The organism is Microbaculum marinisediminis, from assembly GCF_025397915.1.
Lineage (GTDB): Bacteria > Pseudomonadota > Alphaproteobacteria > Rhizobiales > Tepidamorphaceae > Microbaculum > Microbaculum marinisediminis.
The window spans coordinates 131,992-150,456 of record NZ_JALIDZ010000006.1; the positions used below are offsets into that span (position 1 = coordinate 131,992).

At 65.8% G+C, this 18,465-nt stretch carries 21 protein-coding genes and 1 tRNA gene; 20 read left to right on the plus strand and 2 right to left on the minus strand.

Annotated features, from left to right (window positions below; all coding sequences use genetic code 11):
* Nucleotides 1-4 precede the first annotated feature (4 nt).
* From mmsB to MUB46_RS14365, 13 genes are all read left to right on the plus strand, one after another.
* A complete protein-coding gene (mmsB, locus tag MUB46_RS14305) occupies nucleotides 5-910 on the plus strand; it encodes a 3-hydroxyisobutyrate dehydrogenase (protein WP_261616614.1) in 906 nt (301 codons plus the stop codon).
* Nucleotides 911-1,032: 122 nt separating this feature from the next.
* The gene (gene ldtR, locus MUB46_RS14310; RefSeq protein ID WP_261616615.1) at nucleotides 1,033-1,545 is read left to right on the plus strand and encodes a transcriptional regulator LdtR; all 513 of its coding nucleotides are present in this window, start codon (nucleotides 1,033-1,035) and stop codon (nucleotides 1,543-1,545) included.
* A 302-nt stretch (nucleotides 1,546-1,847) separates the two neighbouring features.
* The gene (locus MUB46_RS14315; protein WP_261616616.1) at nucleotides 1,848-3,176 is read left to right on the plus strand and encodes a L,D-transpeptidase family protein; all 1,329 of its coding nucleotides are present in this window, start codon (nucleotides 1,848-1,850) and stop codon (nucleotides 3,174-3,176) included.
* Nucleotides 3,176-3,466 (plus strand): DUF6898 family protein, encoded by a 291-nt coding sequence (locus MUB46_RS14320; RefSeq protein ID WP_261616617.1) that lies wholly within the window; start codon nucleotides 3,176-3,178, stop codon nucleotides 3,464-3,466. Before MUB46_RS14315 ends, MUB46_RS14320 begins: the two co-directional genes overlap by 1 nt.
* A 173-nt stretch (nucleotides 3,467-3,639) precedes the next feature.
* Complete coding sequence (glyA, locus tag MUB46_RS14325) at nucleotides 3,640-4,953, plus strand: serine hydroxymethyltransferase (protein ID WP_261616618.1); 1,314 nt, start codon at nucleotides 3,640-3,642, stop codon at nucleotides 4,951-4,953.
* 33 nt (nucleotides 4,954-4,986) lie between these two features.
* Entirely contained in the window at nucleotides 4,987-5,469 is a 483-nt protein-coding gene (gene nrdR / locus MUB46_RS14330) for a transcriptional regulator NrdR (protein ID WP_261616619.1), read from the plus strand.
* Nucleotides 5,470-5,487: 18 nt separating this feature from the next.
* Nucleotides 5,488-6,591, plus strand: coding sequence for a bifunctional diaminohydroxyphosphoribosylaminopyrimidine deaminase/5-amino-6-(5-phosphoribosylamino)uracil reductase RibD (gene ribD / locus MUB46_RS14335; RefSeq protein ID WP_261616620.1), 1,104 nt, complete (start codon nucleotides 5,488-5,490; stop codon nucleotides 6,589-6,591).
* Between the two features lie 8 nt (nucleotides 6,592-6,599).
* Nucleotides 6,600-7,211, plus strand: coding sequence for a riboflavin synthase (locus MUB46_RS14340; protein WP_261616621.1), 612 nt, complete (start codon nucleotides 6,600-6,602; stop codon nucleotides 7,209-7,211).
* Nucleotides 7,208-7,672 (plus strand): 6,7-dimethyl-8-ribityllumazine synthase, encoded by a 465-nt coding sequence (gene ribH, locus MUB46_RS14345; RefSeq protein ID WP_261616622.1) that lies wholly within the window; start codon nucleotides 7,208-7,210, stop codon nucleotides 7,670-7,672. Before MUB46_RS14340 ends, ribH begins: the two co-directional genes overlap by 4 nt.
* The gene (gene nusB, locus MUB46_RS14350; protein ID WP_261616623.1) at nucleotides 7,669-8,166 is read left to right on the plus strand and encodes a transcription antitermination factor NusB; all 498 of its coding nucleotides are present in this window, start codon (nucleotides 7,669-7,671) and stop codon (nucleotides 8,164-8,166) included. Before ribH ends, nusB begins: the two co-directional genes overlap by 4 nt.
* Nucleotides 8,166-9,185 carry a thiamine-phosphate kinase gene (gene thiL / locus MUB46_RS14355; RefSeq protein WP_261616624.1) on the plus strand — a complete coding sequence of 340 codons (1,020 nt, stop codon included), beginning with the start codon at nucleotides 8,166-8,168 and terminating at the stop codon, nucleotides 9,183-9,185. Before nusB ends, thiL begins: the two co-directional genes overlap by 1 nt.
* A gap of 59 nt (nucleotides 9,186-9,244) precedes the next feature.
* Nucleotides 9,245-10,462: an MFS transporter gene (locus MUB46_RS14360; protein WP_261616625.1), complete on the plus strand. Its 1,218-nt coding sequence runs from the start codon at nucleotides 9,245-9,247 to the stop codon at nucleotides 10,460-10,462.
* A 186-nt stretch (nucleotides 10,463-10,648) separates the two neighbouring features.
* The gene (locus MUB46_RS14365; RefSeq protein ID WP_261616626.1) at nucleotides 10,649-12,769 is read left to right on the plus strand and encodes a sodium-translocating pyrophosphatase; all 2,121 of its coding nucleotides are present in this window, start codon (nucleotides 10,649-10,651) and stop codon (nucleotides 12,767-12,769) included.
* A gap of 114 nt (nucleotides 12,770-12,883) precedes the next feature.
* Here the strand turns inward: MUB46_RS14365 and MUB46_RS14370 are convergent, their stop codons facing one another.
* Nucleotides 12,884-13,366: an outer membrane protein assembly factor BamE gene (locus tag MUB46_RS14370; RefSeq protein WP_261616627.1), complete on the minus strand. Its 483-nt coding sequence runs from the start codon at nucleotides 13,364-13,366 to the stop codon at nucleotides 12,884-12,886.
* Between the two features lie 122 nt (nucleotides 13,367-13,488).
* Between MUB46_RS14370 and MUB46_RS14375 the strand changes: the two genes are divergently transcribed.
* The 6 genes from MUB46_RS14375 to MUB46_RS14400 all read left to right on the plus strand — a co-directional run bounded on the left by MUB46_RS14375 (nucleotide 13,489) and on the right by MUB46_RS14400 (nucleotide 17,832).
* Nucleotides 13,489-14,052, plus strand: coding sequence for a ubiquinol-cytochrome C chaperone family protein (locus MUB46_RS14375; protein WP_261616628.1), 564 nt, complete (start codon nucleotides 13,489-13,491; stop codon nucleotides 14,050-14,052).
* A complete protein-coding gene (locus MUB46_RS14380) occupies nucleotides 14,049-14,591 on the plus strand; it encodes a YceD family protein (protein WP_261616629.1) in 543 nt (180 codons plus the stop codon). The genes MUB46_RS14375 and MUB46_RS14380 overlap by 4 nt, the downstream gene beginning before the upstream one ends.
* Before the next feature lie 138 nt (nucleotides 14,592-14,729).
* Complete coding sequence (plsX, locus tag MUB46_RS14385; RefSeq protein ID WP_261616630.1) at nucleotides 14,730-15,794, plus strand: phosphate acyltransferase PlsX; 1,065 nt, start codon at nucleotides 14,730-14,732, stop codon at nucleotides 15,792-15,794.
* Nucleotides 15,791-16,768 (plus strand): beta-ketoacyl-ACP synthase III, encoded by a 978-nt coding sequence (locus MUB46_RS14390; RefSeq protein ID WP_261616631.1) that lies wholly within the window; start codon nucleotides 15,791-15,793, stop codon nucleotides 16,766-16,768. The genes plsX and MUB46_RS14390 overlap by 4 nt, the downstream gene beginning before the upstream one ends.
* 112 nt (nucleotides 16,769-16,880) lie before the next feature.
* Nucleotides 16,881-17,207 carry an integration host factor subunit alpha gene (locus tag MUB46_RS14395; protein ID WP_261616632.1) on the plus strand — a complete coding sequence of 109 codons (327 nt, stop codon included), beginning with the start codon at nucleotides 16,881-16,883 and terminating at the stop codon, nucleotides 17,205-17,207.
* 13 nt (nucleotides 17,208-17,220) lie between these two features.
* On the plus strand, nucleotides 17,221-17,832 hold the full coding sequence (locus MUB46_RS14400) for a MerR family transcriptional regulator (RefSeq protein ID WP_261616633.1): 612 nt from the start codon (nucleotides 17,221-17,223) through the stop codon (nucleotides 17,830-17,832).
* 18 nt (nucleotides 17,833-17,850) lie between these two features.
* On the opposite strand, the gene MUB46_RS14405 is transcribed toward MUB46_RS14400, so the two are convergent.
* Nucleotides 17,851-18,069 carry a hypothetical protein gene (locus tag MUB46_RS14405; protein WP_261616634.1) on the minus strand — a complete coding sequence of 73 codons (219 nt, stop codon included), beginning with the start codon at nucleotides 18,067-18,069 and terminating at the stop codon, nucleotides 17,851-17,853.
* 178 nt (nucleotides 18,070-18,247) lie between these two features.
* Between MUB46_RS14405 and MUB46_RS14410 the strand changes: the two genes are divergently transcribed.
* Nucleotides 18,248-18,325 (plus strand) — tRNA-Pro (locus MUB46_RS14410).
* The last annotated feature ends 140 nt before the right edge of the window (nucleotides 18,326-18,465 follow it).

Below are 18,465 nucleotides of genomic sequence, written 5' to 3' on the forward strand. Positions count from 1 at the left end.
AGCGATGGCGACGGTAGGCTTTATCGGACTGGGCAACATGGGCGGGCCGATGGCCGCCAATCTGGTCAAGGCCGGTCATGCGGTGCAGGGCTTCGACCTTTCCGAAGACGCGAAGGCGCGCCTGGCCGAAGCCGGCGGCACGCCCTGCGGTTCGGCCGCGGACGCGGTGTCCGGCGCCGAGGTCGTCGTCACCATGCTGCCCGCCGGCCGCCACGTCGAAGCGGTCTATCTCGGCGACGCGCAATCAGGCGAGGGGGGCCTGATCGCGGCCGCCGCCAAGGGGACGCTGTTCATCGATTCCTCGACCATCGACGTGGCCACCGCCCGCAAGGTCGCGGCTGCCGCCGAGGCCGCGGGCATGGGCATGATCGACGCCCCGGTCTCTGGCGGCGTCGGGGGCGCCCAGGCGGGAACATTAACGTTTATGGTCGGCGGCCCCGAGGCGGCGTTCGATCAGGCCCGGCCGTTCCTGGATCGGATGGGCAAGACGATCGTCCACGCCGGCGGCGCCGGCAACGGCCAGGCGGCGAAGATCTGCAACAACATGATCCTCGGCATCTCGATGATCGGCGTATCCGAGGCTTTCGTGCTGGCCGAGAAGCTCGGTCTCGACCACCAGAAGCTGTTCGACATCTCCTCCACCGCGTCTGGCCAGTGCTGGTCGCTGACGACCTATTGCCCGGTTCCCGGGCCTGTTCCGACGTCTCCGGCCAACCGGGACTATCAGGCCGGCTTCACCGCCGACATGATGCTGAAGGACCTGAAGCTGGCCCAGGATGCGGCCAACAGTTCGGGCGCCAACACGCCGCTCGGTGCCGAAGCGGCACAGATTTACGGTTTGTTTGCAGGAGAAGGAAACGGTGGTCTGGACTTCTCCGGGGTCGTCAAGTTCTTGCGAGGTAAAAGGTAAATCATTCGGAAATTTCAATTTTCTAGAAAATTAAGCCTGACTTTTAAGGCCATCTTAGTCTGCTCCGTTTAGGCTGATCGACAAGTGGGGAACACCACATAGTCGAACAGTGAGGCAGTCAGATGAGCGTAGCAATCGCCAATCAGGTGGTGGCGGGACACTCCGCAGAAGATGAAGAGCTTAAGCCGCGGTATCTCGAGGCGTTGACCTTGGTCGAGCGCCTGCATCGCCGGCTTCTCGACGTTATCAAGGACGAGTTCGACCGCGAGGGCCGGGCCGACGTCAACAGCGTCCAGGCGCTGCTGTTGTTCAATATCGGCGATTCCGAGTTGACGGCGGGTGAACTGCGCACCCGCGGTTATTATCTGGGCTCGAACGTGTCCTATAACCTTAAGAAGCTGGTCGAGGGGGGGTATGTCCATCACCAGCGTTCGACGGTGGACCGGCGTTCCGTGCGGATTTCCCTGACCGAGAAGGGCCAGGAAGTGCACAACATCATCGCCTCTCTCTATGACCGCCACCTGAGGTCCATCGAGAAGGTCGGCGGCCTTGGCTGCGATGATTTCGACCGTCTCAACCGGTCCCTGCAGAAGCTGGAACGCTTCTGGACCGACCAGATCCTCTATCGGCTTTGAGGGATCGGCCGGCTGCCGGCCGCTCTCCTGTCGAAGGCCCCGGCCGCGTGCCGGGGCTTTTGGCGCGTGTAGCCGGGCAGTGTTGATCGGGTCCGCGAGGATCGGACCTGCGATTTTTCCCGATCGACTATGCGAAACGAAGTCTAGTCGCCATATTCCAGCCAAGATGGGTTGTTGTTCGTTAACCCTCGAAGTGTTACAGACCGGGTATTGTACGAACGAGGTTCGCGGGCGCGTCTGACGCGCCGTTGTTTGCGAGCCGGGGGCCCGGAACCCTACTTGCGGCACGGGTGCGGATGGCGATGAAACTGCACGACCGACTTTTCGGACTGGCACTGGCCGGGACCGTATTCGCGGCGCCTGCCGCGGCACTGGCGAACAATGCCGGAAACGGCACGTGGTTCGATTCCCTGTTATCGAAGAGCAACAGCAACACGCGCGTCGCCGTCAGTCAGCAGTCCGATCCGTCGCTGCCGACCTTCGACAAGGGCGGCGCGGAGTGGAGCGACCGCTTCGATCCCTCGTCGGATACGCTGAGCTTCACCTTCGACTCGCGGCAGCCGACCCTGAGCGCACAGACCGTCGCGAACATCCAGACCGCCATCGACACCTATATGGCAATTGCCGGACGCGGCGGCTGGGGCCAGGTCCCCGGCGGCCAGGTCCTGCGTGTCGGCCTGTCGCACAAGAACGTCGCGGCGCTGCGCGCGCGTCTGATCGCCTCCGGTGATCTGAATGCCGCCGCCGGCGTGTCGAACACGTTCGATACCTATGTCGAGGCCGCCGTCCGTCGCTTCCAGGCCCGTCATGGCCTGCTGCCCGACGGCATGGTGCGCGACGAGACGCTGGCCGAGCTGAACGTGCCGGTCGACGTCCGCATCACCCAGCTCCGCACCAATCTCGTGCGGGTCCAGGCGATGTCGGCCGATCTCGGCGACCGCTACGTCATGGTCAACATCCCCGCCGCCGAAGTGGAAGCGGTGGAGAACGGCACTGTCGCCTCGCGCCACACCGCCGTCGTCGGCCGCAAGGATCGTCAGTCCCCGATCCTGACCAAGAAAGTCCTCTACGTGAGCTTCAATCCTTACTGGACGGTGCCCAAGAGCATCATCCGCAAGGACATCATCCCGAAGATGCGGGAGGATCCCGACTATCTGACCCGCTACAAGATCCGCATTCTCAACGGCAAGGGCGACGAGCTCGACCCCTCGCAGGTGGATTGGAACACCAACGAGGCCGTCGACTACATGCTCAAGCAGGATCCGGGCGACCAGAACTCGCTGGGCTCGATCCGCATCAATTTCCCCAACCAGCACGCGGTCTACCTGCACGATACCCCGCAGCAGACCCTGTTCGGCCAGAACGCCCGCTTCCATTCATCAGGCTGCGTGCGCGTCCAGAACGTCCGTCAGCTCGTCGACTGGCTGTTGCAGCCCAACGGCGACTGGTCGCGCACCAAGATCGACGCGGTGGTGCGCTCGGGCGAACGCATCGACGTCAGCCTGAGAAAGGCGACGCCGATCTATTTCGCCTACATCACCGCCTGGGCCACGTCCGATGGCGTCGTGCATTTCCGTCCCGACATCTACGACCAGGACGGTCCTGGCGCGCCGCTGGCGTCCGATATCTGATGGCCGTTCGCCGCGGAGGCGCCGGCACGCCGGCGCGCCGTGGGTCCGCCGCCCCGGAAAGGGGCGAGATCTACCTCGAATACAGCCTTTTGAGCGGCCAGATGCGCGTGGCCGCGATCGATGCGGAAACGGGCGTCGAGGTCGTTGTTTTCGGTCCCGCCAATGTCTCGCAGGACGACATCGGCCAGTTGGCCGTGCGGAAGTTGAAGCGGCGTCTTGCCGCATCGGCGGACGACGGCACCAGCCGTCCCGATCCGACCGGGAAACCCGACGGTTCCCGATACGCTTAGCCTGAACGCCTGTCTGGTTCGCGACGCTTCGCGGACCGGTTCCGCTGTCTCCCTGCGCCGCATCCTCGGTTGGCCGTCCCTACAAGCTGTGGTATTGCGCAGGCGAGATCGCCGGCCGATCTAGTCGCGGCCGGCGACGTTCCTCTCACCCTCGAGAACCGGGAATTCTGCCAATGTCGGTGAACCAGCCGTCCGATTTCACGTCCGCGAGCCGCGCTTTCTTTGGCGCCGGCGTTGCCGATGCCGACCCCGAACTGGCCGAGGCGATTCGCGGCGAACTCGGTCGTCAGCGCGACGAAATCGAGCTGATTGCATCCGAGAACATCGTTTCGCGCGCCGTTCTCGAGGCTCAGGGCTCGGTTCTCACCAACAAATACGCCGAGGGCTATCCCGGCCGGCGCTACTACGGCGGCTGCCAGTTTGTCGACGTCGCCGAAAACCTCGCGATCGACCGCGCCAAGCGCCTGTTCGGCTGCGCGTTCGCCAACGTTCAGCCGCACTCGGGCTCGCAGGCCAACCAGGCCGTGTTCATGGCGCTCGCCAAGCCGGGCGACACCATTCTGGGGCTCAGCCTCTCGGCGGGCGGACACCTGACCCACGGATCGCCGGTCAACGTGTCTGGCAAGTGGTTCAATGCCGTTCATTACACGGTGCGCCGCGACGACCAGCAGGTCGACATGGACGAGGTCGCGCGCCTGGCCGAGGAGCACAAGCCGAAGATCATCATCGCCGGCGGCTCGGCCTATCCGCGCATCTTCGATTTCGCGAAGTTCCGGCAGATCGCGGACGCGGTTGGCGCCCATCTGATGGTCGACATGGCCCATTTCGCCGGGCTCGTCGCCGCGGGCGTGCATCCCAGCCCGTTCCCCCACGCCCACGTGGTCACCACCACCACCCACAAGACCCTTCGCGGGCCGCGCGGCGGCATGGTGCTGACCAACGACCAGGACATCGCCAAGAAGGTGAATTCGGCCGTGTTCCCGGGCCTGCAGGGCGGGCCGCTGATGCACGTGATCGCCGCCAAGGCCGTTGCATTCGGCGAGGCACTGAAGCCCGAGTTCAAGGTCTATGCGCAGAATGTCGTCGACAACGCCAAGGCGCTTGCCGATCACCTGAAGGGGGCGGGCCTCGACATCGTGTCCGGGGGCACCGACACCCATCTGATGCTGGTCGATTTGCGCCCCAAGGGCCTGACCGGCAAGGTCGCCGAGGAATCCCTCGGCCGCGCGCACATCACCTGCAACAAGAACGGCATTCCGTTCGATCCCGAAAAGCCGATGATCACCTCCGGCGTCCGCCTCGGCAGCCCGGCCGGCACCACGCGTGGCTTCGGTGTTGCGGAATTCCGCGACATCGGCGCTATGATCGTCGACGTGCTGGAGGGGCTTCGCAAGGCGAATGCCGAAGACGGTAACGCCGCGGTGGAGGAGGCGGTGCGCGCCCGCGCGCTCGACCTGTGCCGGCGGTTCCCGATCTACGAAGACTGACCGCACGGGCCAACGGAAGGGCGGAGGACAGGAATGCGCTGTCCCTATTGCGGAAGCCTGGCGACGCAGGTGAAGGATTCGCGGCCGACGGAGGACTCGGCCGCGATCCGTCGCCGTCGCGTCTGTCCCGATTGCGGCGGCCGCTTCACCACGTTCGAACGGGTGCAGCTGCGTGAGTTGACGGTGCTCAAGAAGACGGGCCGCCGGGTTCCCTTCGATCGCGACAAGCTGGTCCGGTCTGTACAGGTGGCCTTGCGCAAGCGCCCGGTCGAGGAAGAGCGGATAGAGCGGCTGGTCAGCGGCATCGTCCGCCGGCTGGAAAGCCAGGGCGAGAGCGAGATTTCGTCCGACACGATCGGCAAGCTGGTCATGGAGGGCCTGCGCTCGCTCGACGACGTCGCCTATGTCCGGTTCGCGTCCGTCTACAGGAACTTCAGGGAAGCCAAGGATTTCGAGGAGTTTGTCGATGCGCTGTCCGGGCATGGCGGCGATATGGAGGACGACTCCGCGGTGTGATGCCCGCGGGAAATCCCGATGGTCGAATACTCTTCCGATCTCGACGCGCGCCTGATGGCCGCCGCGATAAGGCTGGGCGCCCGTGAACTGGGGCGCACCTGGCCCAATCCGGCGGTCGGCGCCCTGATCGTACGCCATGAGGCCGCCGGCCCGGTCATCATCGGCCGCGGCTGGACGCGCAAGGGCGGGCGCCCGCACGCCGAGACCGAGGCGCTGGCGCAAGCCGGCGATCGCGCGCGTGGGGCGACCTGCTATGTCTCGCTCGAGCCCTGTTCCCATCACGGACGTACCTCGCCCTGCAGCGACGCGCTGATCGCGGCGGGGGTGACGCGCGTGGTTTCGGCGGTCGAGGATCCGGATGCCCGTGTGAGCGGTCACGGCCACGCGGCGCTGCGCGACGCCGGCATCGACGTCGTGGTCGGCATCGGCGCGGACGAAGCCCGCGCGGTCCATGTCGGTCATTTCACGCGGGTACGCGAGGGCCGGCCCTGGGTCACGCTGAAGCTCGCCGTCAGCCGTGATGGCATGATCGCCGGGCCCGGCGGTGTGCCGGTCGCCATAACGGGGCCGCGCGCCCGGGCATCGGCCCACATGCTGCGCGCGACGAACGACGCCATCCTGATCGGCATTCGTACGGCGCTCGCCGACGACCCGGCGCTGACCTGCCGGCTGCCGGGAATGCAGGACCGGTCGCCCGTGCGGATCGTGCTGGATACCGATCTGCGCTTGCCGGTGACGGCGAAAATGCTCGACGAGGCCGGAGGAACACCGGTCTGGCTGATGTCGCGCGAGACAGCCGACCCGGCCCGAAGGGCGGGGCTCGAGCGGCGTGGCGCGGTCTTGCTGCCGTCGGACGGCGGCATCGGCGCCGCGTTGGACGTGTTGGCGGAGCACGGCATCACCCGTGTACTCGTCGAGGGTGGCGCGACGGTGGCCACGAGCCTTGCGGACGCCGGCATGATCGACGAGGCCGTGATCTACGACGGAGCGGTCGACATCGGAGCGAATGGGGTGCCGGCCGGACCGGCCCTTGCCGCGATCCGCGCGAACGGGGCATACAGGCCCGTCGACCGGGTGTCGCTCGGCGACGACGTGATGTCGACCTACATACGGACGGGTTAGGAGCGCGGATGTTCACGGGTATCGTGACCGATAGGGGCGAGGTGGTTTCGCGGCAGGACGACGACGGCGTCAGCCGGTTTGCCATTCGCTGTTCCTACCCCGCCGACTCGATCGCGCTCGGCGCTTCGATCGCGTGCGGCGGACCGTGCCTGACCGTGACCTCGGTGGCGACCGAGGCGGACGGATGGACCGTCTTTACCGTCGACGTGACGGGCGAGACGCTGGCGCGCACCACGGTCGGTGGCTGGAAGCCGGGAACGCGCATCAACCTCGAGCGCTCGCTCAGGCAGGGCGACGAGCTCGGCGGCCACATCGTCACCGGCCATATCGACGGCGTCGCGCCGATCATCGGCCGTGAGGCCGACGGGGAGGCGACCCGTTTCACCTTCGAGGCGCCCGCGCCGCTGCATCGGTTCATCGCCGAGAAGGGCTCGGTCTGCCTCGACGGAACATCGCTCACCGTCAACGGCGTCGAGCAAAATCGCTTCTGGGTGACGCTCATTCCACATACGCTGCAAGTTACGACATGGGGCGAACGCGGCATCGGCGACAAGGTCAACCTGGAGGTTGACCTGATGGCGCGCTATGTCGCCCGGCTCAAGGAAACGGAAGACAAATGACCAACGACGGACCGCGCATCCTCATCATCGAGGCGGTGTTCTATCCCGATATCGCCGAGAGCCTGCGCACGGGCGCAATGGCTGCCCTGGAAGAGGCGGATGCGCGCGTCGAGCGCATCTGGGTGCCGGGTGTGCTGGAGATCCCCGCGGCGCTGGCGATGGCCGTCGAGGCTGGCAAGCGCTTCGAGCCCGCGGCCTATGACGGCTTTGTGCTTCTCGGCTGCGTCATCCGCGGCGAGACGAGCCACTACGATATCGTGGCGAACGATTCCGCCCGCGCGGTGATGGATCTCGCGGTCGGGCACCGGCTCGCCCTGGGCAACGGTATCCTGACGGTCGAGAATGCCCAGCAGGCCCATGCGCGTGCCGCGATCGACGGTCGCGACAAGGGCGGCTTCGCCGCGCGCGCCGCGCTGGCCATGATCGGCGTCCGCCGCAGCCTACAGGGTGACAACCGGTGAATACCGCGCGCGTCGAACGACCGGTCTCCAAGGCCAACAAACGAGGCGCCGCCCGTCTCGCCGCCGTTCAGGCCCTCTACCAGATGGATGTCGCAAGCTCCGGCCTCGAAGCGACGCTGGCCGAATTCGAGGCCCATCGGCTCGGCGGCGAAATCGAGGGCGACAAGCTGATCGGCGCCGACGTGAAGTTCTTCCGCGATCTCGTCTCGGGCGTCGTCAAGCTCCAGCGGCGCATCGACACCGACGTCAACACGCATCTCGAGAAGGGATGGCCGCTGAAGCGCGTCGACCTGACGTTGCGCGCCGTGCTGCGCGCCGGCGCCTATGAGCTGATCGAGCGCCGCGACGTGCCGCCGCGTGTGGTCATCAGCGAGTATGTCGACATCGCCAAGGCTTTCTTCGAGGACGGCGACGAGCCCGGCATTGTCAATGCGATCCTGGATTCCATCGCACGGCGCGAACGGGCGAAGGAGCTCGCCGGAAGCGGGGGCTGATGAGCGGTCCCGGTGCGCCGGAAGGCGACGAACACGGCCTGATCGCGCGCTACTTTCGCCCCTTGGCGACGGCGCCAGGCGCCTTTCAGCTGCTCGATGACGCCGCCGCGTTCTCGCCGCCTCCGGGAACCGATCTCGTCCTGACCAAGGACGGCATCGCCGAAGGCCACCACTTTCTGAGTGGCGAGGCCGCCGGCGTGGTCGCCCGCAAGGCGCTCAGGGTCAACCTCTCCGATCTCGCCGCCAAGGGCGCGACGCCGGACGGCTATCTGGTGCTGCTCGGGCTCGGTCCCGACTGGACGGAAGACTGGGTGCGGGACTTCGCCGAAGGGCTCGCCGCAGACCAAGAGGAATACGGGATTTCCGTCTATGGCGGCGACACGATCCGCGCCGACACGCTTCTCGTCTCGATAACCGCCTTCGGCAGCGTCGAAAAGGGCGGCATGGTGCGCCGTGCCGGCGCGAGGCCCGGCGACCGCGTCTATGTCTCCGGCACCATCGGCGACGGGGCATTGGGGCTCCTGGTCGCCACGGACGATCCGAGGATCTCCGGCCTGGACGACGACAAACGGGCCTTCCTGCGCGCGCGCTATCGCCTGCCGCAGCCGCGCGTCGTCCTGGCGCCGGCCGTGGCCCGGTTCGCGACGGCGGCCCTGGACGTGTCCGACGGCCTTGTTGGCGACCTCGACAAACTGTGCGCCGTTTCCCGCGTCTCCGCGCGTATTCAGGCGGGAACCGTCCCGCTGTCCGTAGCGGCGGCCGCGGCGGTCCAAGACAATCCGGCGCTCCTGGCGCTGTGCCTGACCGGCGGCGACGATTACGAGATCCTCTGCATGGTTTCCCCGGATAACGCCGCCGCATTCGAGGCGGCGGCGGCCGAGGCGGGAGTTCCCGTCCGGAATATCGGAGAAGTCGTCGAAGGCGGAGAGCGCCCCGTCTTCCTGGATACCGAAGGCGCGCCGATGCAATTCGGCCATCGCGCCTTCAGCCATGTCGGAGCGACATATTCGGGTCCCTGAATTGTTGGTTGACGTCTGGGCATCGGCGTGTCGTTTTGCGTGTCCGATCCGGGGAAGTCATGACCAGCATCTCGATCACGGACCAGTTCGACGATGGTGCGGCGCGGCGCAACGCGCTGGTGCTGGCCGCCGCGCAGGCGGTCGGAGGCGCCTCCGCGCCGATCGTCGTCGCGATGTCGAGCCTTGCCGGTTTCTACCTGCTTGGCGAAGACAAGTCGCTGGCCACGCTTCCGGTCGCCTTCTACATCATCGGCGTGGCGATGGGCTCCATTCCGGCCGCGCATCTGATGCGCATGATCGGCCGCCGTCCGGGCTTTCAGATCGGCGCGCTCGGCGGCCTGATAGGTGGCGCGACCGCGGCCTACGCCGTCGTTTCCGGTCAGTTCTGGCTCCTGTGCATGGGGACGGCCCTCACCGGAATGGGCGGCTCGTTCGTCCAGCAATACCGGTTCGCCGCCGCCGATACCGCCAGCGCGGCGTTCCGGCCAAAGGCGATCTCCTGGGTGCTTGCCGGTGGCGTCATCACGGGTATCATCGGTCCCCAGATCGTCATCTTCACAAAGGACGCGCTGGCGCCGATCCCCTTCGCCGGCGCCTTCCTGGCGCAGATCGTGCTGGCCTGCGCGGTGATCGTCATCCTGGGATTCCTGAGGATCCCCAAGCCGATAGTTGCTGAGGCGGCACATGGCGGCCGTCCGATGCGCGTGATCGTCTCGCAGCCGCGTTTCCTCGTCGCCGTCATCTGCGCGATCGCCAGCTACGGACTGATGAGCATGGTGATGACGGCCACGCCGCTCGCCATGGTCGCCTGCGACCACAGCCAGACCGACGCGACGCTTGGCATCCAGTGGCACGTCATCGCCATGTTCGCGCCGAGCTTCTTCACCGGCACGCTGATTGCGCGGTTCGGCCATGAAAGGGTCATCGCGGTTGGCCTGTTGCTGCTGGTCGGCTGCGGCATCGTCGCGATCATGGGCATCTCGCTCGCCCATTTCTGGGGGGCGCTGATCCTGCTCGGGGTCGGCTGGAACTTCGGTTTCATCGGCGCGACCGCGATGCTGACCGAGACCTACGAACCCGAGGAACGCACGCGCGTGCAGGGTCTCAACGATTTCCTGGTCTTCGGTTTCCAGGCGGTGGCGTCGCTCGCCGCCGGGGCGATCCTCAATGCCTACGGCTGGAACACGCTGAATATCGTGATCTTTCCAGTCGTCGCCCTGTGTTTCGTCGCGCTGGCCTGGCTTTGGTGGGCCGGTGATCGGCGACCTACCGCATAGTCTGTTTTATAAGACCTTCCGCTTTTGTAAGACCTTCCGCTCGGTTGCTAAGTCAGCGCTTTTCTGGCAATGGTCGCCGCGACCATAGGTCACGGGGGCGGAGACTTTGTACAGTTCAGACGGCAATTCGGCGAAGCAGCGCGCCCGTTCATCTTCGAAGACAATCAGTCAAACAGGATTGGGCATATGACTATGGCTATCTGGGTGATTATCGCCTGCGGGGCCCTGTCGATCGTCTATGGCGTTTGGGCTATTCAGTCGGTCATGGCGGCGGACGCCGGTAATCAGCGCATGCAGGAAATCGCTGGTGCCATTCAGGAGGGGGCTCAGGCCTACCTGACGCGCCAGTACACGACTATCGGTATCGTCGGTATCGTCATTTTCGTCATCGTCGCCTGGCTTCTTTCGATCCCTGTCGCGATCGGTTTCGCGATCGGGGCGATCTTGTCGGGCCTCGCCGGCTTTATCGGCATGCTCGTATCGGTACGAGCCAACGTGCGCACGACCCAGGCCTCCAGCCAGAGCCTTGCCGCGGGCCTCGCGATCGCGTTCCGCTCCGGCGCCGTCACCGGCCTTCTGGTCGCCGGTCTGGCGCTGCTCGGCGTGGCCATCTACTTCCTGATCCTGACCTCGGTCATGGGATTGTCGCTCGAGGACCGCACGATCGTGAACGCGCTCGTCGCCCTCGGTTTCGGCGCCTCGCTGATCTCGATCTTCGCCCGGCTCGGCGGCGGCATCTTCACCAAGGGGGCCGACGTCGGCGGCGACCTGGTCGGCAAGGTCGAAGCCGGCATTCCGGAGGACGATCCGCGCAATCCCGCCACCATCGCCGACAATGTCGGTGACAACGTCGGCGACTGTGCCGGCATGGCCGCCGATCTGTTCGAGACCTACGCGGTGACGGTCGTGGCCACCATGGTGCTTGCCTCGATCTTCTTTGCTGGCTCCGCGGTCCTCGGAGCCTCGATGCTCTATCCGCTGGCCATCGGCGCCGCCTGCGTCGTGACCTCGATCATCGGCACCTTCTTCGTCCGTCTCGGCTCCAACCAGTCGATCATGGGCGCGCTCTACAAGGGCTTCATCGGGACCGGCATCCTGTCGGCGATCGTGCTCTATCCGATCACGTCGTACTTCTTCGGCATGGACACGGTGCTGACGACGAGCCGCGGCCTGTCCTTCACCGGCATGGACCTGTTCCTGTGCGGTATCGCCGGCCTCGTCGTCACGGCGCTGATCATCTTCATCACCGAGTACTACACCGGCATCACCTATCGCCCGGTGAAGTCGATCGCCAACGCCTCGGTCACCGGTCATGGCACCAACGTGATCCAGGGCCTCGCCGTGTCGATGGAAGCGACCGCCCTTCCGGCGATCGTCATCATCGCCGGCATCATCGTGACCTATTCGCTGGCCGGCCTGTTCGGGATCGCGATCGCGGTCACCACGATGCTGGCGCTGGCCGGCGTGGTGGTTGCGCTTGATGCCTTCGGCCCGGTCACGGATAACGCCGGCGGCATTGCCGAGATGGCGGATCTGCCCGAGGACGTGCGCAAGACCACGGACGCGCTCGATGCGGTCGGCAACACCACCAAGGCGGTGACCAAGGGCTATGCCATCGGGTCTGCCGGCCTCGGCGCGCTGGTGCTGTTCGCCGCCTATACGGAGGACCTGAACTACTTCATCGGCAATCCGGCGGAGTTCCCGTATTTCGAGGGCGTTGTGCTCGATTTCTCGCTATCGAACCCGTACGTCGTCGTCGGCCTGTTCTTCGGCGGCCTGCTGCCGTACCTGTTCGGCTCGATGGGCATGATGGCCGTCGGCCGCGCCGGCGGCGCGATCGTCGAGGAAGTGCGCCGTCAGTTCCGCGAGAAGCCGGGCATCATGGAGGGCACGGAGCGTCCCGACTACGGTGCCGCCGTCGACCTTCTGACCCGGGCTGCCATCAAGGAGATGGTCATCCCCTCGATGCTGCCGGTGCTCTCGCCCCTGTTCGTCTTCTTCGTGGTGGACTGGATCGCCGGCAAGTCGGCCGCCTTCTCGGCGCTCGGCGCCATGCTGCTCGGCGTCATCGTCACCGGCCTGTTCGTCGCCATCTCCATGACGGCTGGCGGCGGCGCCTGGGACAACGCCAAGAAGTACATCGAGGACGGCCATCACGGCGGCAAGGGCTCTGAAGCCCACAAGGCCGCGGTGACGGGCGACACGGTGGGTGATCCCTACAAGGACACTGCCGGTCCGGCCGTGAACCCGATGATCAAGATCACCAACATCGTCGCGCTGCTGCTGCTCGCCGTCCTGGCGCACTGACGGCCCGACACGAAAACGAAGCCCCGCGGAGGTTGCCTCCGCGGGGCTTTTTTTTATTTCGCGATCGGGGTCGCGATCGGGTGCGTAGGGGCGAAGGCCCGGCGCCGCCGGACGCTATTCGATCTCCTCGCCCACGGCCGAGGAGAAGATCTGCTTGAGGAACGAGGCTTCCGCGCCCGTCGTCGGCGTCTTGCGGGCGATGAAGTCGACCACGCGCCCGTCCTCCAGACCGTAATTGGCGAAGCGCTCGACACGCCGGTCCTCATCGAAGTAGACCGCCAGGATCCCCTGGTCGGTCGTCTTGGGGGCCAGGAACGCGGTCGTTTCGGTGGTCTGCGAGATGTAGTAGTAGACTTCGTTGCCGAAGGTCGCGGTCGTTGACGGCGTACCGAGCACGAAGTCGACCTGCTCCTTGGAGGAGCCGACCGGTACCTGGTCGAGCTGGTCTTGCGATACGATGTATCCGTGCCGCTGGACGGTGGTGAAGGTGGTGCACGCCGACAGGCCGACGACGGCGGCACAGAGCGCTGCGCCGATCAGGAGCCGGCCGCGAAGTGTGGCGCGGGTCGGAAACCGTTCAGATTCAGGATGTCGCATCGTGTTCTTGTTCCCAGGAGCACAACCGTGCAATTACCGGCGGCGGGCGTTTGACCTAGCTCGGAGGTCAGCCGAATGCAACCCGTTGACACGAGCGCCCGAGGCGCGGAAGGACGCCGGACATGTTTCGTAAGCTGCTCCAACGTATCCGATCGGACGACCGTCCCTATGGCCTCTATGGTGCAATCGTGGCACAGGCGCGGCAGCCGGCATTCTATCAGGGCATCGGCATCGCCGACACCGCCGAAGGCCGTTTCGACATGATCGTGCTGCATGTCGTCCTGGTCATGCGCCGCCTGCGCGGGGAGGGCGCAGAGGGTCGGTCGCGTGCCCAGGCCCTGATCGACCTGTTTTTTGATGACATGGACCGGAACCTGCGCGAGATGGGCGTCAGCGACATGGCGGTGCCCAAGCGCATCCGCTCGATGGTGGAGGCATTCTACGGCCGTGCGGGCGTCTACGACGCGGCCCTGGATGCGGCCGGTGCGGAAGGACTGGAAGCCGCACTCGAGCGGAACCTGTTCGCGGGACCGGCCGCGCAGGCCAGCCTCGATGCCATGGCGGCCTATGTCGTCGCCAGCGCGGAGGCGCTGATGAAAACTTCCGGTGACGCGCTTGCCGCCGGGCGGATAGACTGGCCCGCGATCCCGACGTCTGCGGTCGAGGATCGGGAAAGGGCAGAATGACCTCGAAATCGTATCCCATAAGCGTCGTGGTTACGCGCGACGAGGTTCCCGATGGTGGCCTGGCGGTGACGATCGACGCCACGGAGGACGAGCGTGCCGCGATCGCGCGATATCTCGACAGCCCCTCGGTCCTGTCGATGTCGGCCCGCTTGACGGTGACGCACTGGCGCGGCCGCGGGCTTGCCGTGCGCGGCACCGTCGATGCCCGCATCGTGCAGACCTGCGTCGTCTCGCTGGAGCCCTTCGAGAATCCGGTTCACGAGGACGTGGAATCGTTTTTCGCGCCCGATGTCGCGCCGAGGCCGGAAGAAGAGACCGCCGAAGCGGCGGAAATCCACGATATCGACGTCGAACCGCTGGTTCACGACCGCGTCGATGTCGGCGCCCTGGTCAGCGAATATCTCGCGCTCGGTCTCGATCCCTATCCGCGGAAACCGGGTGCCATCTTTCGAAACAAGGCGGGCAACGACGAAGAGGAGGCGAAAAGTGGCGCATTTGCTTCACTGGCCGCTCTGCGTGACAAGCACGATGAGAACTGAGCGGTTCCACCGGGGATGGAAGGCGTGGCAAGAAAGCGGTTGTTTCAACGGCCTAAACCGCTATTGTCCGGGGCCTCTTGCGCCGAGGGTTGCTGCTCCGGCAGTGGCCGGCAAAACGGTCTTCGCGCATAAAGCCTGATGGTCTCTCCGGTACGCATCTCGATCGACGCCATGGGTGGTGACTTCGGCCCGTCCGTAGTCATTCCCGGCTGCGCGCTGGCGCGGGAACGCTATCCCGACAGCGAGTTCCTGTTCTTCGGCGACGAATCCATGATTCGTCCGGTTCTCGACGCGCACCCGGCCCTGGCGGCGGTATCGACCATAGAGCACACCGACGTGGCCGTGCGCATGGACGACAAGCCGAGCCAGGCGCTCCGTCACGGCCGCCGGCGCTCCAGCATGTGGTTGTCGCTCGAGGCCATCAAGGCGGGCAGGGCCGATGTCGCGGTATCGGCCGGCAACACCGGCGCCCTCATGGCCATGTCGAAACTGTGCCTGCGGATGATGGCCGGCATAGAACGCCCGGCCCTGGCGGCGATCTGGCCGACCCTGCGCGGCGAGAGCATCGTCCTCGACGTCGGGGCCACGATCGGCTCGGACGCCGAGCAGCTGGTCGGTTTCTCCGTCATGGGCGAGGCGATGGCGCGGGCCCTGTTCGGCGTCCACCGCCCGAAGGTCGGCCTGCTCAACATCGGCGTCGAGGAGGTCAAGGGCCTGGAGTACATCCGCGCCGCCGGCCAGATCCTGCGCGAAGGCAATATCCCGATCGACTATGCCGGGTTCATCGAGGGCGACGATATCGGCAAGGGCACCGTGGACGTCGTGGTCTGCGAGGGCTTCACCGGCAACATCGCGCTGAAGACCGCCGAGGGCACCGCCAAGCAGATCGCCGAGTACCTGCGCCAGGGCATGCGCCGCAGCCTGTTGAGCCGGATCGGTTTCCTGTTCGCCAAGGCGGCCTTCGACACGCTCAAGGAAAAGATGGACCCGCGCAAGTCGAACGGCGGTGTCTTCCTCGGGCTCAACGGCATGGTCATCAAGAGCCACGGCGGTACCGACGCGGAGGGCTATTCCGCCGCCGTCGCGCTGGGCTATCACCTGTCCCGGAACGGACTTATGAAGAAAATCGAGGACGGCCTCGGTCACTACGACCGCGACAGGGCCGTCGTCGCTGCAGAACAAGCCGAGGTGGTCGATTCGTGAAAGTCTTGCGTAGCGTGGTGCGCGGCACCGGGTCCTATCTCCCGGCGCGCGTGATGACCAACGATGAGCTATCGCGCATGGTGGACACTTCGGACGAATGGATCGTCCAGCGCAGCGGCATTCGCGAGCGCCACATCGCGGCTGACGGCGAAGTCACCTCCGACCTCGCCACCCATGCCGCGCGCGCGGCGCTCGACGATGCGGGGATCGCGCCCGGCGAGATCGACATGATCGTGCTGGCGACCGCCACGCCCGACAACACCTTTCCCGCGACCGCGGTCACGGTGCAGGCGAATCTCGGCATCGAGCACGGGTCGGCTTTCGACGTGCACGCCGTCTGCTCCGGCTTCGTCTATGCCGTGGCCACCGCCGATGCGATGCTGCGCGCCGGCAATGCCCGCAAGGCGCTGGTGATCGGGGCGGAGACCTTTTCGCGAATCCTCGACTGGGAAGACCGCACCACCTGCGTCCTCTTCGGCGACGGCGCCGGCGCCATCGTCCTCGAGGCGGTCGAGGACGACGCCAATCCGGACGGGCGCGGCGTCCTGTCGGTGCGCCTGCGCTCCGACGGTCGCCACAAGGACAAGCTCTATGTCGACGGCGGTCCGTCGTCGACGGGAACCGTGGGCCATCTGCGCATGCAGGGCCGCGAGGTGTTCCGCCATGCCGTCGGCATGGTCTCGGACGTGATCGACGGCGCCCTGTCCGACGCTGGCAAGGCGGCGCAGGACATCGACTGGTTCGTGCCGCACCAGGCCAACAAGCGCATCATCGATGCGACGGCCCGGAAATTCGGTTGGCCGGAGGACAAGGTCGTCATCACGGTCGACAAGCACGGCAACACGTCGGCGGCCTCGATTCCGCTGGCGCTCGACATTGCCAAACGCGATGGACGTCTGAAACAGGGTCAACTTGTCATGCTCGAGGCGATGGGCGGCGGCTTGACCTGGGGTGCGGCACTGTTGCGCTGGTGACGCAGCAAGATACTTTGCCGATTGTGTTGGTTGACCCGCGCCGTTAGAGCTAATAGCGTTTTCGGTTCAGGGACGTAGCCGACGCGGCGGCGGTTATGTGGAGCGTACGCAGATGGGGGAAAAGACGGTCACGAGAGCGGATCTCTGCGAGGCGGTCTATCAGACGGTAGGCCTTTCGCGGACGGAATCGGCCGATTTGGTCGAATTGGTGCTCTCAGAGATCGCCGATTGCCTGGAGCAGGGGGAGACGGTGAAGCTGTCTTCGTTCGGCTCCTTTGTCGTGCGCGCGAAAGGCGAGCGCATCGGCCGCAATCCCAAGACCGGCGAGGAAGTGCCGATCGAGCCGCGGCGCGTCCTCGTCTTCAAGCCGAGTGCCGTCCTGAAGCAGCGCATCAACAACGGCGCCGACATATCCGACATATCCGACACAGCGGACTGAGCCGGATCCCGACATGACCGAAAAGTCGCCCGAGGCCTTCCGCACGATCAGCGAAGTGGCCGAGGAGCTGGACGTGCCGCAGCACGTCCTGCGCTTCTGGGAGACCCGCTTCGCGCAGATCAAGCCGATGAAGCGCGGCGGCGGCCGGCGCTACTATCGTCCCGAGGACGTCAATCTGCTGAAGGGCATTCGCCATCTCCTCTATGGCGAGGGCTACACCATCAAGGGTGTCCAGCGGATTCTGAAGGAGCAGGGCGTCCGCCACGTCGCGTCGATCTGGGAGATCGGCGAGGCCGAGTCGGCGGAGGCGACCCCGCCGCAGGCGCCGGTTGACGCATTGCCCGAACCGGAACCCGTGGAGCGGCCGCGCCCGGCGCCGCGGCCCCCGGTGCAGCCTCCAGTAGCCCAGCCTCCAGTGGCCCAGACCGCCTCTGCCGAGCCCCGCGCGCCCGCACCGCCGCAGGCGCCGCCGGCCGCGGCACCGCAGCCCCGCGCGGGCGACCCCGCCTCCGCGCCCGCGGCGCCTGCGCCCCGCGCCGGCCTGGCCCCGGAGGAGATCCGTCAGCTCAAGGCGGCGCTGTTCGAGCTGATCGAATGCAAGCGTCTTCTCGAATCGGCGACCTGATCGTGTGCCGCCGGGATCTCAGATCCGTCCGAATCCGGCGGCGTTGACATAGGTTTCCCACGCTTCGTACGCCGCCTTCTTGCGCTTCGACACTTCGCCGGCAAGAACGGCGATATCCTTGTCGTCGAGATCGCCCGGTATTCCGCCAACGGCGGTGCGGAACGCCTCGACGGCCTCGTCGAGGCCTTTGATTGCGTCCTCCCAGGCGGAATAGAGGTGGTGCGGGTGATCGGTCATCGGCGTTCTCCCGTCGTTGCGTGCGTTCGAGCCTAGCGTCGCACGTGCCGCTTGGCCAATCCGCACGCTTGAAAGCAGCCTGGAAGACCGTCATCTGTGTATTGCGAGGCCTTGCATCGCGAGACGGGCTTGAGGCAAGCGTCGCGAACCGCTAGAAGGGCAGGGCCTTGATGGCAGTCGGAGCGTAGCGCAGCCCGGTTAGCGCACTTGTCTGGGGGACAAGGGGTCGGGAGTTCAAATCTCCCCGCTCCGACCATCAAACCCTTTTCTTCCCTTGGTTTTTCCAATCCATTGGTTTTGGCGAGCAGGCATCTCTTAGGAGATGCGAAAGGCGAACATCAGCGCCTATAGCCCTGCAATCCACCTACGAAATCACCCACGTTAAGTTCAGCCTTT